The sequence below is a fragment of the Neisseriaceae bacterium CLB008 genome (genome assembly GCA_041228285.1).
In the GTDB taxonomy this organism is placed as follows: domain Bacteria; phylum Pseudomonadota; class Gammaproteobacteria; order Burkholderiales; family Neisseriaceae; genus JAGNPU01.
Genome location: CP166133.1, coordinates 2080211 through 2105550, shown reverse-complemented (window position 1 = coordinate 2105550; position 25340 = coordinate 2080211). Strand labels below are relative to the sequence as shown.

The window sequence follows — 25340 nt, the reverse complement described above, 5'->3', positions numbered from 1 at the left end:
ACGGTGTGGTGAAGATAGAGGAGGTTAAATCTTCCGTTTAAACAAATACAGGCCGATGGCCACGCCCATGACCGCCAAGAACGCCATATAGTAGGCAGCGCCTACGGGGCTCTTGTCGTTTAACCACACGATCAAAATTGGGGTGATGCCACCAAAAATGGCGTAGGCAATATTGTATGAGAACGAAATGCCTGAAAAACGAATATTGGCTGGATAGAGATGCACCATCACGTAAGGGATGCTGCCCAAGATGCCGCCAAAAAAGCCAGTCAGCGCGTATAGTGCGGCGATTTGTAGGGCTGAGGCCGTGCCTAGGCTGTGGTAAAACAGCCAGCTGCTGACCAATAGGGCCAAGGACCACAGCACAAACGTTTTGGCGGCGCCCATTTTGTCACACATCATGCCCGACACCACACAACCAATGCAGGTGGCTAAAATGGCGAAGCTTTGCATGGTGAAAATCTGGGTGCGGGGCATATTGAAGGTGCCGCTCATCAGATTAGGTGCCATCAGCAACATCACCACCACGCAACCGGTCAATAGCCAGGTCAGTAGGCCAGACAGCACCATGGCGCCTTTGTAGTTAGCAAAAATGGTTTTTAAAGGAATGCCGTCATGCAGGGCTTTACGCGCTTTCATTTCTTTAAAAATCGGGGTTTCTTCTAACCAGCGGCGTAAATACATGGCCACAAAGCCTAGCACGCCGCCCACAATAAAGGGCAGGCGCCAGGCCCATTCTTTAATGGCCTCTTCGCTGAATACCAAGCTCATGGCGAGAGCCATTAATGAACCCAGTAAAATGCCAGACACCAGACCCATGGTGAGGGTGCCGTCGGCTAGGCCAATGCGTTTTTTCGGTACGTGTTCGGCCACGAAGACCCAGGCAGCAGGAATTTCGCCACCAATGGCAATGCCTTGCAGCACGCGCATTAATAACAATAGAATCGGCGCTGCGTAACCAATACTGTCAAATGTAGGCAAAAAGCCGATGCACAGCGTCGGAATGGCCATTAATAAAATAGACAGGGTGAACATGCGCTTACGCCCCACTAAGTCGCCAAAGTGGGCCATCACAACGCCGCCAAGAGGGCGAGCAAAATAGCCAGCGGCAAAGGCGCCGTAGGTGTTTAATGAGGCCCAGAAAGGATCCAAAGTAGCGGGAAAGAACAGTTGGCTGATTACGTTCGCGTAAAACACGAAAATAATAAAGTCATAAAATTCTAAGGCGCCACCTAAAGCGGATAGGGATAAGGTTTTGGCATCGTTTCGATTCAGTTTTCTGGGGGGGTTATATTGCACATCCGCATCCGCGGCGGCACCCGACATCTGTGTGTGATTCATATAAGGTCGTCCAAAGTCGTAACATTAAGGTTCAAAAAAGGCCGCATTCTGTTGAGGGCGGCCTATTGTGCGATGGGGTTACATTTTCTTTTTCATCATATAGAGGCCACATCCCAAGGCGATGACGCACATAAATAAGATGTAGTAAGCAATGCCTAAATCGCTGTAACGACTTAATACTTGTATCAGAGGCAGGGTAATGCCCCCTAACACGGCATAGGAAACGTTATAAGAAAATGACACGCCCGTAAAGCGTACGGCAGCTGGGAATGAAAGAATCATGCCCATGGGCACCACGCCCACCACACCCACGGCGGCAACCGTCAGCATATAGGTTAGGAAAATGGTGTTGAGGTCGCCCCCCGCCAGACTGCCATAAAAGAAAAAGGAGCTGATCGCCAGCGCAATCGCGCCCACAATCAGGGTTTTACCCGCGCCGACCTTGTCAGCAATATAGCCGGTAAACACGCATAAAATGGCTTCGATGACGATGGCTGAGCTTTGCATGGTAAAGGCGGTCTCACGAGGAATGCCGTATTGGCCACTCATGATCTGCGGCGTAGCTAATAGGATGACCACAACGCCTGCGGTTAAAAACCAGGTTAGTAGGGCTGATAAAACGATGCCAGAGCGATGCTGTTTTAAGATGGTTTTAACCGGTAATTCACGGCTCAGCGCTTTTTTGGCCTGCATGGCTTGAAATACAGGGGTTTCTTTAAGCCAGCGGCGCAGATACATGGTCACCAAGCCCAATACGCCGCCTAAGATGAACGGCAAGCGCCAAGCCCAAGTGGCCAACTCTTCGCTGCTGAAGGATTTTTCCATAACCAATGCCACTACGGCACCAAATAAAATACCGGCCGATAGGCCGCAGGTTAGCAGGCCGTTGGCAAAGCCGACGCGCTTTTTAGGCACGTGTTCCGACACAAACGTCCAGGCGCCGGGGACTTCACCGCCGATGGCAATGCCTTGCAAAATGCGCATCAGTAACAGCAAGATGGGGGCTGCATAGCCGATGCTTGCAAAGGTGGGCATCAGGCCGATGGCCATCGTGGGCAGCGCCATCAACAGAATGGACAGCGCAAACATTTTTTTGCGCCCAATCATGTCGCCAAAGTGGGCCATGACGATGCCGCCCAGCGGGCGGGCGAAATAGCCGGCAGCAAAGGTGCCGTAGGTATTGAGCATGGCCCAAAACGGATCTAGGGTAGCGGGGAAAAATAAATGGCTGATGATTTGTGCGTAAAACACAAAAATAATAAAGTCGTAAAATTCCAGCGCACCGCCTAATGAGGCCAGGGATAAGGTTTTAAAGTCGTGCTTGTTTAATGGGCGTGGGGGAACAACGTCCAGCATGTCAGGGGCTGTAGATGGGTCGGTGGTGTGTGTGCTCATGGGTCTGTTTCGTCAATTCTGTTACAGGTCAAACAGACCATTGCCTTGTGAGCGCTGGTCTGTGGAAAATACTGAAAGGTGGCGCTAGGTTAAATCACATTATGCTTAATTTCAATTTATTTATTTAAATTAATTGCGTTTTTAAGGTTTTGATTTTATTTAATGCTAAAATTATAAGAATATAGCTTTGCTGTTGCGTCTATTTGCAATTTTTTAAATCAATGTGATTTGTTCTGGCGGAAATTTAAATTTATATGTGATTTTAATGCTGGATGAGCGGCGCTGAGTGCTGGATGAACATCGTGGCCAAGGAGGATGCGCCAGAGGGGTGGCCCTCTGGCGGTAGGCCTACTGGCCTAATTGGGCGAATACGGAGAAGTAATCGGGGAAGGTTTTGGCCACGCAGTCTGGCTCATTGATGACGACGGGCGTATCCAAAAGGCTGACCAAGGAGAAGCACATGGCCATACGGTGGTCGTCGTAGGTGTCGATGTGGGCGTTGGGCGTGAGCGTTGCCGGTGGGGTGATGAATAAATAGTCTTCCCCTTCTTCAACGGTGGCGCCAAGTTTGCGTAATTCGGTGGCCATAGCGCTGAGACGATCGGTTTCTTTCACTCGCCAGCTGGCAATATTGCGTAGGCGGCAAGGGCCATCCGCAGCAAGCGCAACGATGGCTAAAGTCATGGCGGCGTCGGGAATGTGGTTGAGGTCCAGGTCAAAGGCCTTGATGGCTTGGTCCTGTGCTCGAGAAACGGTGATTTGGTTTTCGCCCCAGGTGACTTCAGCGCCCAAAAGCGCCAGCGTGTCGGCAAACGCCACGTCGCCCTGAATGCTGTGCTTGCCAATGCCCTGTACCGTGATGGGAGCACCGGTCAATAGGCCTGCGGCCAAGAAATAAGACGCGCTGGAGGCATCGCCTTCAACGTGCATGACCGGTGGTGCTTGGTAATGGGCGTGTTTGGGAATTTGGAAGGACTGATAGTCGTGATGGTTGACCACCACGCCAAAGCGGGCCATGAGGTTTAAGGTAATGGCAATATAGGGTTTGGAGATCAAGGGGCCGTCGACTTCAATATTGAAGGCTTGGCCGGTGAGCGGTAGCGCCATCAAAAGTGCGGTGAGGAACTGGCTGGACACGTTGCCTTTGATCGGGATGGTGGGGCTGTGGGCATCGCCACGTTCGCCGATGCGTAAAGGTGGGTAGCCAGCCTCACCTAAGTAATCAATTTGGGCGCCGGCCAAGCGCAGGGCATCGACCAGGTCGCCGATGGGGCGCTCATGCATGCGCGCCACGCCGCTGAGGCGAAAGTCGCCGCCGATGATGGCGAGCGCTGCAGTGAGCGGGCGAAAGGCCGTCCCTGCATTGCCTAAGAATAGGTCGGCGCTGCGGTTGAATTGGCCTGATTTACCGGTGACTAAGTAATCGTGAGGCTGGGTTTGCTCGATGGGTACGCCAAGGGCTTTGAGCGCCGCCAACATGTAATGGGTGTCGTCTGAATGGAGTAAGTCTTTGACCTCGCAGTTGCCGTAGGCCAGTGCGGCCAGCAGCAGCACGCGGTTGCTGATGCTTTTGGAGCCGGGCAGCGTGACGGTGCTGGCTTTGAGGGTACGTGGGGCGAGGTGGAGGGAAGGGATGGCGTGCTCTGTACTCACAGCTTGGACTTCTTTCATAAGAATACTCAGTTTAAACGGCCGAAAACGGCGCCTGGATTAAGTTTGGAATGAATAGTGTGCCACTAGTGTAAACCAAGCCAGAATAGTTGCAAGTTTAAATTGGCCAAAACAGCGTTGGTGCTTAAGCGTGGTTTACTTTAAAATAACGGCATTATTGAGCCTTTTGTGAAGAAACCATGAACACAGTGCAAAAAGTGATTGCCATTGATGGGCCAAGTGCCTCGGGCAAGGGAACCATTGCCGCCAAAGTAGCGGCACAGTTGGGTTTTGATTATTTGGATTCTGGCGCTCTGTATCGCTTGAGCGCGCTATACGCTGAACGTCAAGGCGTAGCCTTAAACGATGAGGCGGCTTTAGCTCAGCTGGCGTTGTCCTTGCCGGTGACGTTTGCGGGTGATGAGGTTCTGTTGGCGGGCGAGGTGGTGACCGAAGCGATTCGCCAAGAGGCTGTGGGTTTAGGGGCTTCTGCCGTCGCAAAATTGCCACAGGTACGTGAAGCACTGTTGGCGCGCCAGCGGGCCTTTTTAGGGCCGAATGGTTTGGTGGCGGATGGCCGCGATATGGGTTCGGTGGTGTTTCCACAGGCTCAATTAAAAATTTTCCTTACCGCCAGCGCTGAAGTGCGCGCCCAGCGGCGTGTTTTGCAGCTAGAGGGTAAAGGCCAGAAAGCCGATTTTGAGACGATATTGGCCGACATTGAGCGCCGTGATGAGGCTGATCGCAGCCGCAAGGTCGCGCCTTTACGGCATGAGGCCGATGCCCATTACCTCGATACCTCGGCTTTAGGCGTAGAGGAAACCTTGGAAAAAGTACTTAAATGGTATCAAGAATCAAAAACTTAGTGTAGAATATTAGCCTTGCTATTACTAATGACGGCAAATGCGCGGTTTGGGCTTAGGCCTTAAGCCCCATTAGGCTATTATTTTTAATGCGTATTTTTTAGCTTGCGCTGCCAGGGAGCGCAAGTTTCACTAACGAACCCTATGACACTACCTTGGCTGTGTTTGAGATATTACTAAATGACAATGGAAAATTTTGCCCAATTACTTGAAGAAAGCTTAACCTTACAAGAAATGCGCGTTGGTGAAGTAATCACCGCCGAGGTTGTTGCGATCGACAATAACTTTGTAACTGTTAATGCTGGCTTGAAATCTGAATCATTGGTTGACATCAACGAATTTAAAAATGATGCAGGTGAAGTTGAAGTTCAAGTGGGTGATTTCGTAACAGTATCAATCGAATCTGTAGAGAACGGCTATGGTGAAACCAAGCTTTCTCGTGAAAAAGCCAAACGCGCTGCCGCTTGGATTGCCCTAGAAGAAGCCATGGAAAATGGCGACATCTTGTCTGGCATGATCAACGGTAAAGTAAAAGGTGGCTTGACCGTTATGGTTAATGGCATCCGTGCTTTCCTACCTGGTTCATTGGTAGACGTGCGCCCAGTTAAGGACACCACTCCTTACGAAGGCAAACAAATTGAATTCAAAGTAATCAAGCTAGACAAAAAACGCAACAACGTTGTGGTTTCTCGTCGCGCCGTGTTGGAAGCAACCTTGGGCGAAGAGCGCAAAGCGCTGCTTGAAAACCTACAAGAAGGTTCTGTGGTTAAAGGTATTGTTAAAAACATTACCGACTACGGTGCATTCGTTGACTTGGGCGGCATCGATGGTTTGCTGCACATCACCGACATCGCATGGCGTCGTGTGAAGCACCCAAGCGAAGTATTAGAAGTGGGTCAAGAAGTTGAAGCCAAAGTATTGAAATTCGACCAAGAGAAAAGCCGCGTGTCTCTAGGTATGAAACAATTGGGTGAAGATCCTTGGCACGGCCTAAGCCGTCGTTACCCACAAAGCACTCGCTTGTTCGGTAAAGTAAGCAACCTGACTGACTACGGTGCATTCGTTGAAATCGAACAAGGCATCGAAGGTTTGGTACACGTTTCTGAAATGGACTGGACCAACAAAAACGTACACCCAAGCAAAGTGGTTCAGCTAGGGGACGAAGTTGAAGTGATGATCTTGGACATCGACGAAGACCGTCGTCGTATTTCTCTAGGTATGAAACAATGCCAAGCTAACCCTTGGGAAGAGTTTGCTGCCTTGCAGAAAAAAGGCGATAAAATCACTGGCGCTATTAAATCAATCACCGACTTTGGCGTGTTCGTTGGCCTAAACGGCGGCATCGATGGTTTGGTTCACCTATCTGACCTTTCTTGGAGCGAAACTGGCGAAGAAGCCGTACGCAAATACAAAAAAGGTGACGAAGTTGAAACCGTGGTATTGGCGATCGATGTTGAAAAAGAACGCATCTCTTTGGGCATTAAACAGCTTGAAGGTGATCCATTCAACAACTACATCAGCGTAAACGACAAAGGTGCTTTGGTTAAAGGTACCGTTAAGTCTCTAGATGCTAAAGGCGCCGTTGTGGTTCTTGAAGCAGACGTAGAAGCTTACTTGCGCGCTTCTGAAGTGTCACGTGACCGCGTTGAAGACATTCGTAACCACCTAAACGAAGGTGACGAAGTTGAAGCCGTGATCATCGCCGTTGACCGTAAAAACCGTAACATCAGCTTGTCTATTAAAGCAAAAGACGCTAAAGACGAAGGCGAAGCCCTACGTACCGTGTCTGCTGCTTCTAGCAATGTAAACGCGGGTACGACTAGCCTAGGCGATTTGCTTAAAGCTAAGTTGTCTGGCGAGGAGTAAGCTGAGTTATGACCAAGTCGGAGTTAATGCTTCGTTTAGTTGATTTGTTTGCTGCTAAGCGTAACACTCAGTTGGTCGCAAAGGATGTGGAGCAGGGCGTTAAGGTGTTGGTTGATACCATGACGCGCTCCCTTGCGAAAGGTCAACGCATTGAGATTCGTGGTTTCGGTAGTTTTGATTTAAACCACCGACCAGCCCGCACCGGGCGTAACCCTAAAACTGGCGAAAAAGTGGACGTGCCTGAGAAATACGTACCCCACTTCAAACCAGGTAAAGAGTTGCGTGAGCGTGTTGATGGCGCAATGCAAAAAACCAATTAATATGTTTCTTTTGTGAATAAGCGCCGCCTAACCGCGGCGCTTTTTTTTGTTTTTAGGTTGTAAGCCCCTTGGTTTGTAAGGGATAACTGCGTCATTTAGTGTAAATAGATACCCTAAGTAGGGCTTTTTTTGCTATGGTGTATTCTTGGTGATGAGCGCATCACCCAAACATGAAAAAATAATCAATAAAAATAACGGGTTCAAACGATGACACAATCAGGACAATTAGTTCTTCCTGCTTATGAGGGGGAAACGCCGGTTTCTTGGTATCAAAAGGCCAGTCGCCTAGACGGTTTTATCAAGGATAAGGCGCAGTATCAGGCCATCGAGCTCTTAGATGATTTATGGCATGATTTAATGGATTTTAAAAAGCGCCGAAATCGCTTTTTAGGCCGTAGCTTTCGTTCGCCGCATGTGCCTAAGGGACTGTATTTTTATGGCGGCGTTGGGCGCGGTAAGAGTTTTGTAATGGATGCCTTTTTTGGTTGCTTGCCGTATAAGCGTAAGCGCCGCGTTCACTTCCACGCTTTTATGGCTGAGGTGCATGAGCGCCTAAGCACGCATAAAGGTGAAGCCAACCCGTTGACGGTAGTGGCTGAAGAAATTGCGCAAGAAGTGCGCCTATTGTGTTTTGATGAGTTTCACGTCAGCGACATTGCCGACGCCATGATTTTAGGGCGGCTCTTAGAGGGCCTGTTTGCTAAAGGGGTGGTGCTGGTGGCGACGTCTAACTATGCGCCCGGTGAGCTGTATCCGAACGGTCTACAAAGAAGCAATTTCTTGCCGACGATTAAGCTGATGGAAGACAAGTTGCACGTCGTGAATCTGGATGGCGGTGAAGACTATAGGATGCGTGCTTTGTCTAAGGCGGACATCTTTTTGGTGTCTACAGGCTCTGATTGTGATGCCAAGCTGTCGGCCTTATTTGCAGACGTGACGCGAGGTCAGGCTGCTCGCGAACAGGTGGTGACCATTCATGGGCGCCAGTTGACGACGCGAGGCCATACCGATGGCGTGATTTGGTTTGATTTTAAGGCATTGTGCTTTGGTCCACGCTCACAGGCAGATTATTTGTATTTGGCTCAGCACTATCACACCGTCTTTGTGTCTGATATTTTAAAGCTCGAAGCCGATAAGCGTAGTGAGGCGCGTCGCCTGACCTGGATGGTGGATGTATTCTATGATTACCGCGTGAAAATGATTGCCACTAGTGCTGCTGCGCCAGAGGATATTTACATCGAGGGTGATTTTGCCGCCGAGTTTGAGCGTACGGCCAGTCGTTTGATCGACATGCAAACAGAGCAATATCTGTCGCTGCCGCACCTGACTTTGGCATAAATCCCATGTGATTTATCATGTGGCTGAGAGATAAGACAAAATTTATGTAAAAAAGAGTGTCTGCTAGGGGTGAATTCTTGCTAAAATAACGCATTTTCCCTATCTAAACTTATAAGTTGGAGATTTACACATGGCGATTGAACGCACTATTTCTATTATTAAGCCTGATGCCGTAGCCAAAAATGTCATCGGTCAAATTTACGCTCGTTTCGAAAGCAATGGCCTTAAAGTGGTTGCTGCTAAAATGAAACAGCTGTCACAAGCCGATGCCGAAGGTTTTTACGCTGTGCACAAAGAGCGTCCTTTCTTTGCTGATTTGGTTAAATTCATGACCAGCGGCCCTGTGATGATTCAAGTGTTGGAAGGCGAAAATGCGGTTTTGAAAAACCGTGAACTAATGGGTGCAACCAACCCTAAAGAAGCAGCTGCTGGCACCATCCGTGCTGACTTTGCTGAATCTATTGATGCCAACGCAGTACATGGTTCTGATAGCTTGGAAAATGCCGCAATTGAAATTGCTTATTTTTTCAATGATTCAGAAATCTGTGCTCGTTAATTAAAGGAGTCCTTCAGGTAGGCCGTTTGCTTCGGTAGATTAGCCTACCTGAATTTGTATGCGTACCAATTTATTAAATTTTGATTTACCTGGGTTGACCCGCCATTTCGAAGAAATGGGTGAGAAACCTTTCCGTGCTAAACAGGTGATGCGTTGGATGCACCAAATGGGTGCTTCCAGTTTTGACGACATGACTGACTTGGCGAAATCACTGCGCGCAAAATTAGACGAGCAGGCCATCATTCAAGTCCCCGATTTGATGACGTCTCAGGCGTCTGTTGATGGTACCCGTAAATGGTTATTGGATGTGGGCACAGGCAATGGCGTGGAAACGGTGTTTATTCCCGAATCTGAACGCGGGACGCTGTGTATTTCCTCTCAGGTGGGTTGTGCGCTTGAGTGCACCTTCTGCTCCACCGGCCGTCAAGGGTTTAACCGTAACTTAAGCGCTGCCGAAATCATTGGTCAGCTGTGGTGGGCCAATAAAGCCATGGGCGTGACCCCGCGCAATGAGCGTGTGGTGTCTAACGTGGTGATGATGGGCATGGGTGAGCCGTTGGCGAACTACGACAATGTGGTGACCGCTTTGAACATCATGCTGGACGACCATGCATACGGCCTGTCGCGCCGTCGCGTGACGGTATCGACTTCTGGTATGGTGCCGCAAATGGACAGACTGAAAGAAGACTGTCCCGTGGCTTTGGCCGTGTCGCTACATGCGTCTAACGACGCAGTGCGCGACGAGATTGTGCCGCTGAATAAAAAATATCCGCTCAAAGAGCTGATGGCTGCTTGCCAACGCTATTTAGAGAAGGCGCCACGTGATTTTGTGACATTTGAATACGTGATGCTACAAGGCGTCAACGACTATGTGCAGCATGCGCATGAGTTGGTGGCCCTGGTGAAAGACGTGCCGTGTAAGTTTAACCTGATTCCGTTTAATCCCTTCCCTAATTCGGGCTATGATCGTTCCAGTAACGATCGCATCCGTGCCTTTAGGGATGTGTTGAAAGAAGCAGGCTTGATTGTGACCGTGCGCAAAACGCGCGGCGACGACATCGATGCCGCCTGTGGCCAGCTCGCTGGCCAAGTGAAGGATAAAACCAAGCGTCAGGCGAAGTGGCAACAAATTAATTTAGAGCAAAGTTAAGCAGATGAAGCGCCTACTCTACAGCATGATGATCATGACAGGGTGGGCGCTTACGGCGTGTGGGGCAGTGGGTGGGCCTAGCACGCAAGCGCCACAGGCCTTGGCCGCAGTTAAAGCCAGCCTTGCTCAAGCTTATTGGGCCCAGGGGCAAAGTGAAGAGGCCTTGCGCCAGATTGAGCAAGCAGTGGCGCTGACGCCGAATAACGCCGATTTATGGCTGTTGCGTGCCGAGCTGCATCGACAGCAAGGGTTGGCGCAGCCGGCTCAAGAAAGTTATGCACAGGCCTTACGCCTTGCGCCCGCCGCTGGCGCACCTAACCATCACTATGGATGGTATCTGTGCCACGTATTGGGGCAGCCAGACGCCGCTGCCGTGTATTTTGAGCGAGCAAGGCTAGATGCGGCTTATCCCCATCGGGCTCAGGTGGCTAAAGAACGTGCAGCATGCGTTCAAACCGATTAAGACTCATTGCGCTGAAAGGCGGGGTGAGGCAGTACACTGAATATAGAGGGTTAGGGCGTTTACCCTGAGGGTAGTGGCTTAACGCTCATTAACGCGAGTGGATGCTAGGGATAAAAGCATGATGAATGCCCAGCAGCCGCTTTAAATCATACCAAAGCATGACATAAGATATTTTAGGACGGGATTATGAGTGACGTGGAACAAACACAAACGACCGATACGGCTCCTGTAACCATGATGTTGGGCGATAAATTAAAACAGGCGCGATTGAATAAGGGTTTGAGCGTCGGCGAAGTGGCTGAACGCTTGAAGCTGGCCGTGTCGCAAGTAGAGGCGATGGAAACCAATGATCCAAGCCGCTTTACTGAACCTGTTTTTGCCCGTGGTTTTTTCCGTAGTTATGCCCGTTTTTTACAGCTGAATGAAGCTGAAGTTATTGCAGACTTGAATGAAATGTTTCCTAGCGAACGCGTGGCGGTGAATCATGCCCAGCAGGTGCATCAGCAAGCACCGGTACGCAATGGCGGTAGCGCTAAGAAATTGCCTAAATGGCTGTGGATGGCCGGTTTGGTCGTGGTGATTGTGGGCGTGGCGATCGCCTGGCCCAAGGGTGAGGCTGATGAAGCCGTCGCCAGCGACGAAGCGCCATTGGCTGTCGGTGAGCTGGCAGCGCCACAGGTGGCGCCTGTTGAGCCAGTGGTGCCAGTAGGGGCAGTTGAAGCCGAAGAAGGCACTGCTGAAGCCACTGCGGCCGATGCCGCCGCGGCCGAAACCGAAGCCAATGCGCCTGCTGTCGCTGGCACCGATGTTTTAGTGGTGAACATTGCCAGCCGTTCAATGTTGGTAGTAAAGAGTAAAGATGGCGAAGTTTTGATGAATCAAATTGTGCCCGCCCGCAGCGAACACAAGTTTGAAGGTGGGGCGCCCTACGATGTGCGTATCGGTTATGCACGCGGCGCCAGCATGACATTTAATGATGAAGCGGTTGATTTGTCTGGAGCGTTTGTAGATAAAATCACTGCGGCGGTAACGGTACCTAAATAACATGAATGATGAACGTAGTGTATTAGCAAGAAGGCAAACCCAGACCGTGGCGATTGACCACGTGTTGGTGGGTTCTGCTGCACCGGTTGTGGTGCAATCCATGACCAATACCGATACGGCCGATGCCGTCGGTACGGCGCAGCAAGTCTTTGAATTGGCCAACGCCGGTTCAGAAATGGTGCGCATCACCGTCAACAGCCCAGAAGCGGCGTCTAAAGTGGCAGAGATTCGCCAGCGCTTGGACGACATGGGCTGTAATGTGCCCCTAGTCGGCGACTTTCACTTTAACGGTGAGCGCCTCTTGCGCGATTACCAAGATTGCGCCAAAGCCTTATCTAAGTATCGGATTAATCCGGGCAACGTCGGTAAAGGCGTGAAGGGCGATGAAAAATTCAGCTACATGATCGAGCAGGCCATCGAGCACGATAAAGCCGTTCGAATTGGGGTGAACTGGGGCAGCCTAGATCAGTCCTTATCTAAACGCTTGATGGACGAAAACCTGGCCTTGGGCAGCCCGAAGAGCGCCGATCAGATCATGAAAGAAGCCTTGATTATTTCGGCCTTGGAGTCGGCGCAAAAAGCACGCGACATCGGTTTGGCGGCCAATAAAATTATTTTGTCTTGTAAAGTCAGCAACGTACAAGACTTAATCAGCGTCTACCGCGACTTGGGCTCACGCTGCGACTATCCGCTGCACCTTGGCTTGACCGAGGCCGGTATGGGCAGTAAAGGCATTGTGGCCTCAAGTGCCGCGCTGGCGGTTTTGTTGCAAGAGGGGATTGGTGATACCATTCGCATTTCTCTGACGCCGGAGCCTGGCAGTGCGCGGACCCAAGAAGTCATTGTGGCGCAAGAATTGTTGCAAACCATGGGGCTGCGTAACTTCACCCCGTTGGTGACGGCTTGTCCTGGCTGTGGCCGCACCACCAGTACGGTGTTCCAAGAGCTGGCGCAAGACATTCAGCAGTATTTACGCGAGCAAATGGTTGTTTGGCGTTTACAGTATCCAGGCGTTGAGGCCTTGAACGTGGCCGTCATGGGCTGTGTGGTGAATGGCCCTGGCGAAAGTAAGCTGGCCGACATCGGCATCAGCTTGCCCGGTACCGGCGAAGTGCCGGTGGCACCGGTTTACGTTGACGGTAAACGGCTGGTGACGCTGAAGGGCGACCAAATGGCAGAACAATTTATTCAAATTGTGGATGATTATGTGGTGACGCATTTTGGTGAAGGTGGCGATAGACGCAGCCGCAGCAAAATCATCCCCATTATTAATTCATAACAAAACCAATAAAGATAAAGACGAGAATCATGAGTGTAAAAGTACAGGCCATTAAAGGCATGAACGATTTATTGCCAGGCAACTCTGCCTATTGGCAGTGTTTTGAAGCAGAAGTGAACGAGTGGACGGCCAGCTACGGCGTGTCGTTGATCCGTACGCCGGTGGTGGAATCCACTCAGTTATTTGTGCGCTCTATCGGCGAGAACACCGATATTGTGGATAAAGAGATGTACACCTTTGTGGACAGCTTAAACGGCGACTCATTAACCCTGCGCCCAGAAGGTACCGCTTCTTGCCTGCGCGCTGTGGTCGAGCATAATCTGCTTTATAACGGCCCGCAGCGCCTATGGTATATGGGCCCGATGTTCCGTCACGAACGCCCGCAAAAAGGCCGCTACCGTCAATTTCACCAAATTGGGGTGGAGTGCATGGGTTTTGAAGGCCCGGACGTGGATGCTGAATTGATTGGCATGGCTTATGATTTATGGTGTCGTCTAGGCTTACAGGATTATTTAACTCTAGAAATCAACACGCTGGGCAATCGGGAAGAACGAGCCGCCCACCGCGAAGCTTTGATTAAGCACTTAGAGGCGCACGAGGCGATTTTGGATGAAGATGCGAAAAAGCGCATGTACACCAATCCTTTGCGCGTTTTGGACACTAAAAACCCTGATCTTCAGGCCATGGCCAATGCGGCGCCTAAGCTGATCGATTATTTAGGTGAGGCGTCTTTACAGCATTATGCTGATTATAAAGCCATGATTACCGCCCTAGGGATTCCCTATGTAGAAAACCCACGCTTGGTGCGTGGCTTGGATTATTATAATCTCAGCGTGTTTGAATGGGTCACCACCAAACTGGGCTCTCAGGGAACGGTTTGTGGTGGCGGCCGCTACGATGGTTTGATTGAAGAGCTTGGTGGCAAGCCGGCACCTTCAGTTGGCTTTGCCATTGGGGTAGAGCGTTTGATTTTATTGGCGCAGGAATTCGGCACCCTGACTGTGGATGCGGCGCCAGACGTGTATTTGCTACAGCAAGGCGAAGGCGCAGCCGTTGCGGCCTTGGTGTTGGCCAAGACTTTACGCCAGGCTGGCTTTAACGTGTTACAGCATGGCGGTGTGGCCAGCTTTAAGTCACAAATGAAAAAAGCCGACGGCAGCGGTGCGCATTACGCCGTCATCTTGGGTGAGAATGAATTAAGCACGGCTTCGGTGAGCATCAAAGACCTGCGTGGCGAAAAAGCTCAGGTGACCGTGGCTCAGGCAGATTTAGTCAAACAACTAACAGAATGGATGGAATAAGTAATGGCCTACGATTTACAAGCACATGAAGAAGTAGAAGGCTTTAAGCGTTTCTGGAAAAACTGGGGCCGCTGGTTGTTCTTGGCGCTGTTGGTTGCGGCGATCGCCTACGTGGGCAACTACGTCTATCAGCAAAAACAGTTGGATAAATCCGCTGAGGCCGCCGTGGTGTTGGATCAGCTGACTAAAGAAGTTCAGGCTTCTGATTTAACCAAGGCCAAAACGTCTTTGACCACCTTGCAAAACGATTATGCTAAAGTGTCGTTGACCACTCAGGCTACTTTAATGATGGCGGGGGTCTATTTTGATGCCGGCGATCTGGAAGCTGCCCAAAAAGAACTGAGCTGGGTGAAAGACAATCATAAAGATGCGCTGATTCAAGCCATCACGACGGAACGTCTGGCCATTGTGTTGTTACAGCAGAAAAAGTATGACGAAGCGCTGTTGATGACCAAGGCCAAAGTTGAGCCAGAATTTGAAGGTTTATTATTATCTGTACGCGGTGACATTTACGCCGCCCAAGGCAAAACTGCCGAAGCCAAAGAGGCTTATGATCTGGCGTTGGCCAAAACCGACGAAAAAGCACCGGGTCGTGCCGTGATAGAGCTGAAGCGTAATCAACAGGGGTAATCATGAAATATAAAGCACTTGTGATTGGTTTAATGGCGGTGGGCCTAGCGGCTTGCTCTTCCAAGGTTAAGCCGACCGATCCCGCTAAATTGCTAGAGATCAGTCAGCAAACCCAAATGGACGTGCAGTGGACGGCCGACATCGGCCCCACTAAAACCCTAGGTTTTACGCCGACACTGGTCGGCGATAAGGTGTATGCCGCCAACGAAAAAGGCCGCATTGTTGAGCTAGACCTACAAACTGGGCGCGTATTAAACAGCATCGACACCAAAGACAAGCTGGTGGCCGGTGTGGCCGTAGCCGGTGACTTGGTCTTTGTGGGCAGCGCCAGCGGTGACTTAGTCGCCTACAATATGAGCACTAAAGCCGAAGCTTGGCGAACCAATTTGACCAGCGTCTTGAGCGAAGCGCCCTTAATGCTGCAGTCGGTGCTGGTAGTGAAAACCAAAGACGGCCGTTTGACCGGCTTTAACCCGATGACGGGCGACATTGGTTGGTCGTTCGTGGGCGCGCAATCAGGCTTGCAGGTGCGCGGTACCGGTTCTATGACGCCTATGGATGAGCGCCATTTCTTAGTGGGACAAGACAGCGGTGTGCTGCAGCTGGTGGATGCCGGCGCCGGTGCCCCTGTGTTTGAAGCCCCGATCTCTTTCCCGCGTGGCGCCACCGATTTCGATCGCGTGACCGAAGTATTGAGTCGTCCGATCATGGATGGCCCGCAAATTTGCGCCGCTGCCTTCCAAGGCTATGTGACCTGTTACGACATGCGCAACTGGCAAGTGATGTGGTCTAAGCCACTGTCTTCCAGTAAGGGCATTGAAGTCTATGGTGATTTAGTGGTGGTGAGCGAAGACAATGGTGTGGTTTCGGCCTTTAATCGTGCCGATGGCGAAAGCGTTTGGCAAAACGACTCATTGAAAAACAGAAGAATCTCTGCGCCTATTTTATTGAAAAATGGTTTAGTAGTGGTGGATTTTGAAGGGTATGCCCATATTATGGACCCATTATCGGGTGCCTTTATTGGCCGTACAAAACTGCCGGTTGGCGCGCTAACGGCTCAGCCGCTACGCTTAAACGGCATGACTTTATTACAAGGCGCATCAGGTAAGTTGATGCTGGTTGGAGCAGGTGTTAGTTAATGAAACCCACGATTGTTTTGGTTGGACGTCCTAACGTAGGTAAGTCTACTTTATTTAATCGCCTCACGCGCACTAAAGATGCGCTGGTGGCAGACCTACCCGGTTTAACCCGTGACCGTCACTATGGCCACGGTAAGGGCGCCAGCAAGCCTTATTTGGTGGTGGATACCGGCGGTTTTGAGCCGGTGGTAGACAGCGGCATTCTGTTTGAGATGGCCAAGCAAACTTTACAGGCCGTCGATGAGGCCGATGCGGTGATTTTCTTGGTGGACGCCCGTGCCGGCCTCACGCCACAGGATAAAATGATTGCCAACCGTCTACGTCAAAGCGACCGGCCAGTATTCATCGCGGTGAATAAGGCTGAAGGCATGAATCGTGCCGTGGTATCGGCCGAGTTCTATGAGATGGGCTTGACTGAACCTGTGGTGATTTCTGGCGCCCACGGTGAGGGCGTGCGCGACCTCATCGAAGATGTATTGGAACATTTCCCTGATGCGGCAGAAGAAGAGGTGGCCAACGATCACCCTGTGTTTGCCATCATTGGCCGCCCTAATGTGGGTAAGTCCACTCTGGTAAACGCCATCTTAGGCGAAGAGCGCGTGATTGCGTTTGACCAAGCCGGCACTACGCGCGACAGTATTCACATCGACTTTGAGCGCCAAGGCAAGCCATACACCATCATCGACACCGCTGGCGTGCGCCGCCGTAGCAAAGTAGATGAAGCGATTGAAAAGTTTTCCGTGATCAAAACCATGCGCGCGATTGAAGCCGCTAACGTTGCGGTGCTGGTGCTGGATGCGCAGCAAGACATCGCCGATCAAGACGCCACCATCGCCGGGTTTGCGCTAGAAGCAGGGCGTGCCTTAGTGGTGGCGGTGAACAAATGGGACGACGTCAGCGAAGAGCGTAAGGCCGAGATCAAAAAAGAAATCGACCGCAAGCTGTATTTCTTAGATTTTGCCAAATTCCATTATATTTCGGCGCTGAAAGAGCGTGGCATTCCGGATTTATTTAAATCCATTAATCAGGCCTATAAAGCCGCCATGATTAAAATGCCGACGCCGAAGATCACCCGCGTGCTGCAATCTGCATTAGAGCGTCAGCAGCCTGCCCGTGCCGGCTTGATTCGCCCGAAAATGCGCTACGCCCACCAAGGCGGCAGCAACCCGCCAGTGATCGTGGTACACGGCAATGCTTTGCAAAAGATTTCCGATAGCTATACGCGCTATTTAGTCGCCACCTTCCGTAAGGCGTTTAACCTAGAAGGCACGCCCTTACGCGTGCAGTTTAAATCTTCAGATAATCCGTTTGCCAACGTGGACAATCAGGCCAATGCTGGCCCACGCCGAGCACAATTGAGTAATCGGATTGCCAAAAAAGAAGAAAAAAAACAACAAATATCACAGCGATTGACGCCGAAGAAGAAGGCAAAGCCGCGTTGATGTGTTAGCATGTAGTGGTGCAAAAGATGTAAAAGACCTTTTTAGGCCATAAATAATCACAATAAGATGGAGCAGTTAAATATGAATAATAAAGGGCAATTGTTACAAGATCCTTTTTTAAATGCTTTGCGTAAAGAGCATGTGCCCGTTTCAATTTACTTGGTAAACGGCATTAAACTACAAGGTCAAGTTGAATCATTTGACCAATACGTGGTTTTATTACGCAACACCAGTGTTACTCAAATGGTGTACAAACACGCAATTTCTACTGTGGTGCCCGCACGCGCAGTGAGCATCAGTCACGACAAACCTGCAGCAGGTACCGATTCTGCAGAATAATCGTCACGGGCTCGACACCTTGCAACCCCAATCAGAACGAGTACTTCTGGTTGGGGTTGATTTTCATGCTGCCGACTTCGAGAACGCCCTAGAAGAGGCCAAAGACCTGATTGCCGCCGTCGAAGGGGACTTGGTATCGGTCTTGACCTGTAAACGTGCTAGCCCGCACGCGGCGCTGTTTGTCGGCACGGGTAAGGCGCAAGAAATTGCTGCCTTGGTGCAAGAGCAGAACATTGACCTTGTGGTGTTTAACCATGAGCTAACCCCGACCCAGGAGCGTAACCTAGAGCAGGCCATGCAGTGCCGTGTTTTGGATCGCGTCGGCTTAATCTTGGCTATTTTTGCGATGCGTGCGCAAAGCCAAGAGGGCAAATTACAGGTTGAGCTGGCTCAGTTGACCCATTTGTCTAGTCGTTTGGTTCGAGGGTATAAACACCTGAAGAGTCAACGCGGCGGTATTGGTTTGAAAGGCCCAGGGGAAACCCAGCTCGAAACCGACCGACGCCTCATCGTCAACAAAATTGCGCGCCTTAAAGCGCGTTTGAAAGACGTTAAGAAGCAGCGCGCCACACAAAGAAAAGGCCGCGGTAAAAGCGGCCTGAAAACCTTTGCTTTGGTCGGCTACACCAACGCCGGTAAGTCGTCTTTATTTAACCGCTTGACCAAGTCTGAGGTGTTTGCGGCCGACCAGCTGTTTGCTACCCTAGACCCAACTGCGCGGCGACTGTATCTAAGCCCAGAGGCCAGTGTCATCATCACTGATACCGTTGGTTTTGTGCGCGATCTGCCACACAGCCTAGTGGCGGCGTTCTCAGCCACGTTAGAAGAAACGGCTATGGCCGACGTCTTGCTGCACGTGGTCGATGCTTCTAATGAGGATTACGAGCGTCAAATGGCCGATGTCAACGAGGTTTTGGTTGAGATTGGGGCAGCAGAAGTGCCGCAATTGATAGTGTACAATAAAATGGACTTAATCCCTGCGGATGCGCGTTTGCCAATTGGTCAAGTGCGTGGTCAAGAGGATGAGCTATTGGGCGTACGGGTGTCCATCAAGAGTGGCGAAGGCTTAGACGAGCTACGTGCGGCCATGATTGAGCTGGCTAACGCCTAAGGCTAGTCGGTATTAGGCGACTAAAAAGGTCACGCATTTGCGTGACCTTTTTTATTTCATGCCGCTTGCGGCCATTACTCTATGACAGTTACCCCTTGAAAAAGCTTTTGGACAAACGGCGGTAGATCGCCGGTTTGGCAGCGAATCATGACCTCGTTCATCTTGGTTTTTTGTTCCGGGTTGAGCTGGCCTTGTTTGAGCAATACCGTCACCAGCTCCGAAGTTTCAAATGCAGCCGTGGTTTCGGTGCCGACGCAGCCGCAGTTACTGACCAAGCTTTGTTTGACCTTGTCGCCGCCCAATAGGGCGACTTCAGGGCGCTGCCATACATCGTTGGCGCTGATGCTGGCTTCACATAGATTAGTCAGCTGGCTGGCCACCTGCTGGCGCGCCATGTCGTCGACCTGGGAACAGGCGCTTAGGCCAAGGACAAGGCTAACCAGCAGCAAGGGCTTAAGCGGGCGCATGTTCTGGCGCCTTTAAGTCTTGTAAACAACGTTGGTTGCGTGCCTCAATCGCGGCCATTCCGCCCATTTTTTCAATGCGCGCTTCTGGCGTCAGCTTGGAAAAAGCGCTGACTTCGTCGGCGTTCATTTGGTCGAATAGGCCCGCTATGGTGCATTCGCAATAAGGCTGCACCGCCCATTCGGCCTCACCACGGATGCCGACTTTTTCAAGTTCGGCCGGCCAGTTGGGGTCGAAGGGCGTATTTTGTACGCAGGCTTGAACCATGGCTTGGTTGGCTTCGTCTGCGCTGAGGCCTTTTTTTGACATCCAATAAAAGGCCGCCACCAAAATCAGAATGATGAAGAACCAAGGGCGCAGTTTTTTAATCATGCAGCGTTTCCATGCGGATGCGGGTGATTTTTTGGGTCACTGAAGGCAGGGCTTCCATGGCGGCGATGGCGTTATTGATGTCTTTTTCCACGGTGCGGTGGGTCAGAATCACGATCTCGGCATTGTCTTGATCGATCACGCCTTTTTGAATGAGGGCTTCAATCGAGATTTGACGGTGGGCCAAGAGGCTGGCGATTTCGGCCAGTACGCCGGGTTCGTCTTTCACGCACACGCGTAGATAGTAGCTGGTGCGTACTTCATCCATCGGTAAAATGGCGATGTCTTGGACAGCGCTTGGCTGGAAGGCAAAGTAGGGTACACGCTGGTGATTGTCGGCAGTGATCAGGCGGCCGATGTCGACGATGTCTGCCACCACGGCGCTGGCCGTCGGTAGGGCGCCAGCACCAGGGCCGTAATGTAATGTTGTGCCAACCATGTCGCCTTTAACCAAGACGGCGTTCATGGCGCCATTGACGTTGGCCAAGAGGCGGCTTTCTGGAATCAACGTCGGGTGAACGCGTAGTTCAACGCCTTGTTCGGTCTTGCGGGTGATGCCCAATAGCTTCACGCGATAGCCTAATTCTTCTGCGTAGCGAATGTCTTTGCCGTTGAGCTGGCTGATGCCTTCTAGGTAGCAATTGTTAAACTGCATCGGGATGCCAAAGGCGAGGGCGGCCATGATGGTGATTTTGTGGCCGGCGTCGTGGCCTTCTACGTCAAACGTTGGGTCGGCTTCGGCATAGCCAAGCGCTTGGGCTTCTTTTAAGACATCGGCAAAGTCGCTGCCGTGTTCGCGCATTTCGCTTAAGATAAAGTTGCTGGTGCCGTTGATGATGCCGGCAATCCATTCGATCTTGTTGGCCGATAGGCCTTCACGTAAGGCTTTAATGATGGGGATGCCGCCGGCCACAGCCGCTTCGAACATCACCATCACGCTGTGCTGTTCAGCCAAAGTGAAAATTTCATTGCCGTATTCAGCCAATAGTTTTTTGTTGGCAGTCACCACGTGCTTGCCGTTTTTAATGGCCGCAATCACCAAGTCTTTGGCGATGTCGGTGCCGCCAATGGTTTCGACCACGATGTCCACTTCAGGGTGGTTGACCACCTCGAAAGCGTCGGCGCTGATGAGGGTGTCTGCACCGCAGACGGCACGTGCGCGCTCTGTATTGCGGCTAGCGGCCATGAATAAGCGAACTTCGCGGCCAAGGCGGCGTCGAATTTCTGAAGCGTTCTGTTGAATGACTTGAGCGGTGCCTCCCCCGACGGTGCCCACGCCTAAAATGCCGATATTAATGGGTTGCATACATCCTCCTGGCTAGCTGCCAAATATTGTTGGTTTATTAGTCTGAAAATAAACGTATAATCGTAGCTGAAAACACGATGGTTTGCACGAAATATAAACAGTTCGCGTCAAAGAGAGGAAAATCATGCAAATTGACCAAAGTTTACCGCAGGATCAACTGTATTTTGCCAGCTACGATGAGGCAGGCGTTCAGGTGGGTGAGGTGCGCTACGAAACCCCGATTCGCCTAGATGAGACACAGGTTGTGTCGCTACCGGAACTGGTGTTTGCTGACGTGAATGAAGACACGTTTGCCGATGCTTTAGACGCTCGGCCGGAATTAATCATCTTTGGCTGTGGGCCGACGCAAAAATTTTTACACCCGAAAATCACCGCCCACTTAACCCGCCAAGGCATCGGCTTTGAGGTGATGATTACGCCGTCGGCTTGCCGGACGTTTAATATTTTGAAAGACGAAGGCCGCCGCGTCTGGGCCTGGATCATGCCACATTAATCAAACACAGCGGGATTAGGGATTGCTTCGTGATGGGCACAGCGTTTATATTGATTGCCTAAGGCGCATCCCTAAACCAATACGTGGAGACGGTTATGGCCATTGAGTGGCTTACGCAACATTTTACCCATCAAGGGTTAACAGCATACATTACCCATCCTGACTGCTTGTCATACGAAGTCGAGCCAGAAAATCCAGAATGCCCAGAGCGGCTGATGGCGATTAAAGACCAGTTGATGTCGGCGCGGGTGTTTGATTTTCTACAAGAATTCGAGGCCGAGCCGGTGACCGACATTCAGCTGTCACGGGTTCATCCACCGCGTTACATTCAGCACATCGAGGCCTTGGTGCCGAGCGAGCCGCACGTATTTAATCGTTTGAACTCTGATATGAGCATCAGTTCGGGCACTATGCGGGCCATTCGTTTGGCCGCTGGAGCGGTGGTTCAGGCGGTAGACTTGGTGTTGAATTTTCAAGTGCCGAATGCATTTTGCGCCATTCGTCCGCCCGGACATCATGCCTGTACCGAAGAAACCATGGGTTTTTGCTTTGTCAATAATGTGGCCATTGGCGCCATGCATGCCTTGGCAGAACACCGGCTTAGTCGCGTGGCCATTGTGGACTTTGACGTTCACCACGGCAACGGCACCGAAGAGATTTTTCAAGATGAAGATCGGGTCATGCTGCTGTCGGCCTTTCAGCAAGATTTATTCCCCTATTGCGGTGCTGAGCCTTTAGGCAGTAATCCGCATATTGTTAAGAGCCCGCTTAAGTCGGGCACTAAGAGCCAAGGCTTTCGTGACATGGTCGAGTCCGTTTGGCTACCTCAGTTAAACGAATTTAAGCCTGAGCTGATTTTGATTAGTGCAGGTTTTGATGGCCACTTAGAAGACGATATGGGTAATTTTGGCCTGGTTGAGGCCGATTATCAGTGGGTGACCGAACAAATCGTGGCCGTCGCCAATCAATATTGCGGCGGTAAAATTGTGTCTACCTTGGAGGGCGGCTACGATCCATCTTCTTTAGGGCGCAGCGTGGTGGCCCACATTAAGGCATTGATTGATGCCTAAGGCCTTGTGGCCGTGAGTTTATTTGATGGGAATATCTTAATATGAAGAAACAGTTTTCATTAATTATGGCCTTGGTCGCGCTGGCTGCATCGCCCGTGTGGGCCGAAGGTAAGTTTGGGGGGACGTATGGGCCACAGTGCGGCATCAAGCATTTAAACCTCACTAAATCCCAGTCGGATCGCTTGAAGAGCATGCGCCTGGCGCTAAAAAGTGAATACGATGGCCATGAAGCGTTTAAACGTAGCTATCAAAAAAGCTATAACGAGCGCATCAATAACCTCATGACGCGGCCCACGTTTGACGAGGCCACCGCGAAAAAGCTCATCACCGATTTTTATCGGGTTCAGTTACGCCGTGAGATCAGTGAGCTGAAGCTACAGCATGCGCTGTTTCAAATGCTCGACCCTGAGCAAAAGAAAGATTGGCTCAATGGTTGTGCCGGCGATCCGTTTGGCGTGGATGAGTAAGCCTGCGCTGGCCTAGATTGGCCAGCATCGATGTGATGCGTTAAGATACACAGTATTCGTTGTAAATGACTCGGGGCGCTTTGAAGACAAAGCTGAGACAGTACCCGTAACACCTGATCTGGTTAATACCAGCGGAGGGAAGTCACGGTTGTGTGGTGCTGCAATCGCTGTTCTCTCCTAATCTATATGGAGCAAGCGATGGTGGCAGAACCGATTGACCAAGAACCGATTTCCTATCCTTCTTTAGAGGGGGCAACCGCCGCCTCAATCTTTACCCAATTCAAACAAACCCCGCCATTGGTCCATTGCTTGACCAATGAAGTCGTACAGTCCTTTACCGCCAATATTTTATTGGCCCTTGGTGCGTCACCGGCCATGGTGGTGGAAGCCAGCGAGGCGACCGAGTTTGCCGGTATCGCTAATGCCGTCTTGGTGAACTTAGGCACGCTCTATCCTGAGCGTGAACGTGCCATGCTGGCCGCCATTACCGCGGCTAATGCGGCGCAGCGCCCGTGGGTGCTTGATCCGGTAGCCGTCGGGGCCTTGAGTTACCGTACTCAGTTTGCTCAAACCTTATTGACCTTAGCGCCCGCAGCCATTCGCGGTAACGCCTCTGAGATCATGGCTTTGGCGGGCTTGGCTGTGGGCGGGCGCGGCGTCGACAGTACGGCCGACTCAGCCGCGGCGATTCCCTCGGCTCGGGCGCTGGCCCAGCAAACGGGTGCAGTGGTGGCAGTAACCGGCTTGGTAGACTATGTGACCGATGGCGAAGCCGTGCTGGCCGTGCCCGGCGGTGCTGAGCTGATGACTCGTGTGGTGGGTACTGGCTGTGCTTTGTCGGCAGTGGTGGCGGCATTTTGCGGCCTGCCGCTGCCGAAGTCGATGCGTCTGGCCCAGGTGGCCACGGCCTGTCGCGTCATGGCCGACTGCGGTGCCGAGGCGACGGCCGCCGCGGCTGGTCCTGGCCATTTTGTGTCCTTATTTGTGGACGCGCTTTATCATTATCATCCCGCCTCGGTGCAGGCGGGGATTGCGGAGATTAATTTATGAGTATGCGTATTAACGCCTTAACCATTGCTGGCACGGATCCATCCGGTGGTGCCGGCATACAGGCCGATTTAAAAGCTTTTTCGGCGCTGGGTGCTTATGGCGCGAGCGTCATCACCGCCTTAGTGGCGCAAAACACCAAGGGCGTGCAGTCGGTGTATCCAATTGACACGGATTTTGTGGCGGCACAGCTGGACTCGGTGTTGACCGATGTGCGCATCGACAGCGCCAAAATCGGCATGCTGTTTAGCCAAGAGGTGGTGGCTGTGGTGGCGGCGAAGCTGGCGCAATATCCTTTGCCGTTTGTGGTATTAGATACCGTGATGATGGCCAAGAGTGGCGATGCTTTATTGGCGCCGGATGCGGTGGCGGCGATTCGCGACGTTTTGTTGCCCAAGGTGTCCTTGATCACGCCCAATTTACCAGAAGCTGCGGCGCTGTTGGATCAGCCTGTGGCCACTAATGAGGCACAAATGTGCCGCCAAGGCGAAGCTTTATTGGCTTTGGGTTGTCCTGCCGTACTGATGAAGGGCGGACATTTAAGCGAAGCAGAAAGTCCTGATTGGCTGTTTACGGCGACGGGCGCCGAACGCTTTAGCGCGCCACGCGTGGCGACGACGCATACTCACGGTACGGGCTGTACCTTGTCAGCGGCTTTGGCGGCTCTGCGGCCTCGGCATGAGGACTGGTCCAGTACCGTGGCCGCGGCCAAGGCTTATTTACAGCAGGCCTTGCTGGCGGCTGACAGTCTTGAGGTGGGTGAGGGCATTGGCCCGGTACATCATTTTCACGCATTTTGGTAGGTCGTGGGCTGAATGTGTTGATTAGTTGAGCCAAACCCCTCATTGGTACGTGGCAGCCTTGCCGTAGTTTGCTATGATGGACGAAAACGTACT

General features: G+C 51.5%; 26 protein-coding genes and 1 riboswitch. Of the genes, 20 read left to right on the top strand and 6 right to left on the bottom strand.

Annotated elements, in window-relative coordinates:
* Positions 1–24: 24 nt before the first annotated feature.
* From AB8Q18_09680 to aroA, 3 genes are all read right to left on the bottom strand, one after another.
* Positions 25–1341: an MFS transporter gene (locus AB8Q18_09680; GenBank protein XDZ50465.1), complete on the bottom strand. Its 1317-nt coding sequence runs from the start codon at positions 1339–1341 to the stop codon at positions 25–27.
* 78 nt (positions 1342–1419) lie between these two features.
* Positions 1420–2736, bottom strand: a complete 1317-nt coding sequence (locus tag AB8Q18_09675) for an MFS transporter (GenBank protein XDZ50464.1) — start codon at positions 2734–2736, stop codon at positions 1420–1422.
* Between the two features lie 348 nt (positions 2737–3084).
* A complete protein-coding gene (gene aroA, locus AB8Q18_09670) occupies positions 3085–4407 on the bottom strand; it encodes a 3-phosphoshikimate 1-carboxyvinyltransferase (protein XDZ50463.1) in 1323 nt (440 codons plus the stop codon).
* A 179-nt stretch (positions 4408–4586) separates the two neighbouring features.
* Between aroA and cmk the strand changes: the two genes are divergently transcribed.
* The 15 genes from cmk to hflX all read left to right on the top strand — a co-directional run bounded on the left by cmk (position 4587) and on the right by hflX (position 19227).
* The gene (gene cmk / locus AB8Q18_09665) at positions 4587–5252 is read left to right on the top strand and encodes a (d)CMP kinase (protein XDZ50462.1); all 666 of its coding nucleotides are present in this window, start codon (positions 4587–4589) and stop codon (positions 5250–5252) included.
* Positions 5253–5429: 177 nt separating this feature from the next.
* Entirely contained in the window at positions 5430–7115 is a 1686-nt protein-coding gene (gene rpsA / locus AB8Q18_09660; GenBank protein XDZ50461.1) for a 30S ribosomal protein S1, read from the top strand.
* A gap of 8 nt (positions 7116–7123) precedes the next feature.
* Complete coding sequence (locus AB8Q18_09655) at positions 7124–7435, top strand: integration host factor subunit beta (GenBank protein XDZ50460.1); 312 nt, start codon at positions 7124–7126, stop codon at positions 7433–7435.
* 207 nt (positions 7436–7642) lie between these two features.
* Positions 7643–8773: a cell division protein ZapE gene (zapE, locus tag AB8Q18_09650; protein ID XDZ50459.1), complete on the top strand. Its 1131-nt coding sequence runs from the start codon at positions 7643–7645 to the stop codon at positions 8771–8773.
* Between the two features lie 130 nt (positions 8774–8903).
* A complete protein-coding gene (gene ndk / locus AB8Q18_09645) occupies positions 8904–9329 on the top strand; it encodes a nucleoside-diphosphate kinase (protein XDZ50458.1) in 426 nt (141 codons plus the stop codon).
* Between the two features lie 58 nt (positions 9330–9387).
* On the top strand, positions 9388–10479 hold the full coding sequence (gene rlmN / locus AB8Q18_09640) for a 23S rRNA (adenine(2503)-C(2))-methyltransferase RlmN (protein ID XDZ50457.1): 1092 nt from the start codon (positions 9388–9390) through the stop codon (positions 10477–10479).
* Between the two features lie 4 nt (positions 10480–10483).
* Positions 10484–10942, top strand: a complete 459-nt coding sequence (locus AB8Q18_09635) for a tetratricopeptide repeat protein (GenBank protein XDZ50456.1) — start codon at positions 10484–10486, stop codon at positions 10940–10942.
* A 186-nt stretch (positions 10943–11128) separates the two neighbouring features.
* Positions 11129–11986, top strand: coding sequence for a helix-turn-helix domain-containing protein (locus tag AB8Q18_09630; GenBank protein XDZ50455.1), 858 nt, complete (start codon positions 11129–11131; stop codon positions 11984–11986).
* 1 nt (position 11987) lies between these two features.
* Positions 11988–13265 (top strand): flavodoxin-dependent (E)-4-hydroxy-3-methylbut-2-enyl-diphosphate synthase, encoded by a 1278-nt coding sequence (gene ispG / locus AB8Q18_09625; GenBank protein ID XDZ50454.1) that lies wholly within the window; start codon positions 11988–11990, stop codon positions 13263–13265.
* A gap of 29 nt (positions 13266–13294) precedes the next feature.
* Positions 13295–14566, top strand: coding sequence for a histidine--tRNA ligase (hisS, locus tag AB8Q18_09620; GenBank protein XDZ50453.1), 1272 nt, complete (start codon positions 13295–13297; stop codon positions 14564–14566).
* A gap of 3 nt (positions 14567–14569) precedes the next feature.
* The gene (locus AB8Q18_09615) at positions 14570–15196 is read left to right on the top strand and encodes a YfgM family protein (protein ID XDZ50452.1); all 627 of its coding nucleotides are present in this window, start codon (positions 14570–14572) and stop codon (positions 15194–15196) included.
* 2 nt (positions 15197–15198) lie between these two features.
* Positions 15199–16335, top strand: coding sequence for an outer membrane protein assembly factor BamB (bamB, locus tag AB8Q18_09610; protein ID XDZ50451.1), 1137 nt, complete (start codon positions 15199–15201; stop codon positions 16333–16335).
* Entirely contained in the window at positions 16335–17777 is a 1443-nt protein-coding gene (gene der / locus AB8Q18_09605; protein ID XDZ50450.1) for a ribosome biogenesis GTPase Der, read from the top strand. Before bamB ends, der begins: the two co-directional genes overlap by 1 nt.
* 81 nt (positions 17778–17858) lie before the next feature.
* The gene (gene hfq, locus AB8Q18_09600; GenBank protein ID XDZ50449.1) at positions 17859–18116 is read left to right on the top strand and encodes an RNA chaperone Hfq; all 258 of its coding nucleotides are present in this window, start codon (positions 17859–17861) and stop codon (positions 18114–18116) included.
* Between the two features lie 19 nt (positions 18117–18135).
* A complete protein-coding gene (gene hflX, locus AB8Q18_09595) occupies positions 18136–19227 on the top strand; it encodes a GTPase HflX (GenBank protein XDZ50448.1) in 1092 nt (363 codons plus the stop codon).
* Between the two features lie 74 nt (positions 19228–19301).
* Here the strand turns inward: hflX and AB8Q18_09590 are convergent, their stop codons facing one another.
* From AB8Q18_09590 to AB8Q18_09580, 3 genes are read right to left on the bottom strand one after another with little or no spacing between them, the layout of a single operon-like run.
* Complete coding sequence (locus AB8Q18_09590) at positions 19302–19694, bottom strand: hypothetical protein (GenBank protein XDZ50447.1); 393 nt, start codon at positions 19692–19694, stop codon at positions 19302–19304.
* Complete coding sequence (locus tag AB8Q18_09585; GenBank protein XDZ50446.1) at positions 19681–20064, bottom strand: hypothetical protein; 384 nt, start codon at positions 20062–20064, stop codon at positions 19681–19683. Before AB8Q18_09585 ends, AB8Q18_09590 begins: the two co-directional genes overlap by 14 nt.
* Positions 20057–21367, bottom strand: a complete 1311-nt coding sequence (locus AB8Q18_09580) for a homoserine dehydrogenase (GenBank protein XDZ50445.1) — start codon at positions 21365–21367, stop codon at positions 20057–20059. The genes AB8Q18_09585 and AB8Q18_09580 overlap by 8 nt, the downstream gene beginning before the upstream one ends.
* 124 nt (positions 21368–21491) lie before the next feature.
* Here AB8Q18_09580 and AB8Q18_09575 point away from each other — a divergent pair, with 124 nt between their 5' ends.
* The 5 genes from AB8Q18_09575 (at position 21492) to thiD (ending at position 25247) form a co-directional block, all read left to right on the top strand.
* The gene (locus AB8Q18_09575) at positions 21492–21860 is read left to right on the top strand and encodes an Mth938-like domain-containing protein (protein XDZ50444.1); all 369 of its coding nucleotides are present in this window, start codon (positions 21492–21494) and stop codon (positions 21858–21860) included.
* Positions 21861–21955: 95 nt separating this feature from the next.
* Positions 21956–22930 carry a histone deacetylase family protein gene (locus AB8Q18_09570; GenBank protein ID XDZ50443.1) on the top strand — a complete coding sequence of 325 codons (975 nt, stop codon included), beginning with the start codon at positions 21956–21958 and terminating at the stop codon, positions 22928–22930.
* 41 nt (positions 22931–22971) lie between these two features.
* On the top strand, positions 22972–23397 hold the full coding sequence (locus AB8Q18_09565; protein ID XDZ50442.1) for a Spy/CpxP family protein refolding chaperone: 426 nt from the start codon (positions 22972–22974) through the stop codon (positions 23395–23397).
* Positions 23398–23458: 61 nt separating this feature from the next.
* A riboswitch (TPP riboswitch) is annotated at positions 23459–23554 on the top strand.
* Between the two features lie 41 nt (positions 23555–23595).
* Entirely contained in the window at positions 23596–24447 is an 852-nt protein-coding gene (gene thiM / locus AB8Q18_09560; GenBank protein ID XDZ50441.1) for a hydroxyethylthiazole kinase, read from the top strand.
* A gap of 2 nt (positions 24448–24449) precedes the next feature.
* Positions 24450–25247 (top strand): bifunctional hydroxymethylpyrimidine kinase/phosphomethylpyrimidine kinase, encoded by a 798-nt coding sequence (gene thiD, locus AB8Q18_09555; protein XDZ52916.1) that lies wholly within the window; start codon positions 24450–24452, stop codon positions 25245–25247.
* Positions 25248–25340: the final 93 nt, after the last annotated feature.

What these genes read in the sequence shown, in the direction of transcription:
- AB8Q18_09680 (XDZ50465.1), bottom strand. Translation starts at nt 1,341, where the DNA reads ATGAATCACACACAGATGTCGGGTGCCGCCGCGGATGCGGATGTGCAA.
- AB8Q18_09675 (XDZ50464.1), bottom strand. Translation starts at nt 2,736, where the DNA reads ATGAGCACACACACCACCGACCCATCTACAGCCCCTGACATGCTGGAC.
- aroA (XDZ50463.1), bottom strand. Translation starts at nt 4,407, where the DNA reads ATGAAAGAAGTCCAAGCTGTGAGTACAGAGCACGCCATCCCTTCCCTC.
- cmk (XDZ50462.1), top strand. Translation starts at nt 4,587, where the DNA reads ATGAACACAGTGCAAAAAGTGATTGCCATTGATGGGCCAAGTGCCTCG.
- rpsA (XDZ50461.1), top strand. Translation starts at nt 5,430, where the DNA reads ATGACAATGGAAAATTTTGCCCAATTACTTGAAGAAAGCTTAACCTTA.
- AB8Q18_09655 (XDZ50460.1), top strand. Translation starts at nt 7,124, where the DNA reads ATGACCAAGTCGGAGTTAATGCTTCGTTTAGTTGATTTGTTTGCTGCT.
- zapE (XDZ50459.1), top strand. Translation starts at nt 7,643, where the DNA reads ATGACACAATCAGGACAATTAGTTCTTCCTGCTTATGAGGGGGAAACG.
- ndk (XDZ50458.1), top strand. Translation starts at nt 8,904, where the DNA reads ATGGCGATTGAACGCACTATTTCTATTATTAAGCCTGATGCCGTAGCC.
- rlmN (XDZ50457.1), top strand. Translation starts at nt 9,388, where the DNA reads ATGCGTACCAATTTATTAAATTTTGATTTACCTGGGTTGACCCGCCAT.
- AB8Q18_09635 (XDZ50456.1), top strand. Translation starts at nt 10,484, where the DNA reads ATGAAGCGCCTACTCTACAGCATGATGATCATGACAGGGTGGGCGCTT.
- AB8Q18_09630 (XDZ50455.1), top strand. Translation starts at nt 11,129, where the DNA reads ATGAGTGACGTGGAACAAACACAAACGACCGATACGGCTCCTGTAACC.
- ispG (XDZ50454.1), top strand. Translation starts at nt 11,988, where the DNA reads ATGAATGATGAACGTAGTGTATTAGCAAGAAGGCAAACCCAGACCGTG.
- hisS (XDZ50453.1), top strand. Translation starts at nt 13,295, where the DNA reads ATGAGTGTAAAAGTACAGGCCATTAAAGGCATGAACGATTTATTGCCA.
- AB8Q18_09615 (XDZ50452.1), top strand. Translation starts at nt 14,570, where the DNA reads ATGGCCTACGATTTACAAGCACATGAAGAAGTAGAAGGCTTTAAGCGT.
- bamB (XDZ50451.1), top strand. Translation starts at nt 15,199, where the DNA reads ATGAAATATAAAGCACTTGTGATTGGTTTAATGGCGGTGGGCCTAGCG.
- der (XDZ50450.1), top strand. Translation starts at nt 16,335, where the DNA reads ATGAAACCCACGATTGTTTTGGTTGGACGTCCTAACGTAGGTAAGTCT.
- hfq (XDZ50449.1), top strand. Translation starts at nt 17,859, where the DNA reads ATGAATAATAAAGGGCAATTGTTACAAGATCCTTTTTTAAATGCTTTG.
- AB8Q18_09590 (XDZ50447.1), bottom strand. Translation starts at nt 19,694, where the DNA reads ATGCGCCCGCTTAAGCCCTTGCTGCTGGTTAGCCTTGTCCTTGGCCTA.
- AB8Q18_09585 (XDZ50446.1), bottom strand. Translation starts at nt 20,064, where the DNA reads ATGATTAAAAAACTGCGCCCTTGGTTCTTCATCATTCTGATTTTGGTG.
- AB8Q18_09580 (XDZ50445.1), bottom strand. Translation starts at nt 21,367, where the DNA reads ATGCAACCCATTAATATCGGCATTTTAGGCGTGGGCACCGTCGGGGGA.
- AB8Q18_09575 (XDZ50444.1), top strand. Translation starts at nt 21,492, where the DNA reads ATGCAAATTGACCAAAGTTTACCGCAGGATCAACTGTATTTTGCCAGC.
- AB8Q18_09570 (XDZ50443.1), top strand. Translation starts at nt 21,956, where the DNA reads ATGGCCATTGAGTGGCTTACGCAACATTTTACCCATCAAGGGTTAACA.
- AB8Q18_09565 (XDZ50442.1), top strand. Translation starts at nt 22,972, where the DNA reads ATGAAGAAACAGTTTTCATTAATTATGGCCTTGGTCGCGCTGGCTGCA.
- thiM (XDZ50441.1), top strand. Translation starts at nt 23,596, where the DNA reads ATGGTGGCAGAACCGATTGACCAAGAACCGATTTCCTATCCTTCTTTA.
- thiD (XDZ52916.1), top strand. Translation starts at nt 24,450, where the DNA reads ATGCGTATTAACGCCTTAACCATTGCTGGCACGGATCCATCCGGTGGT.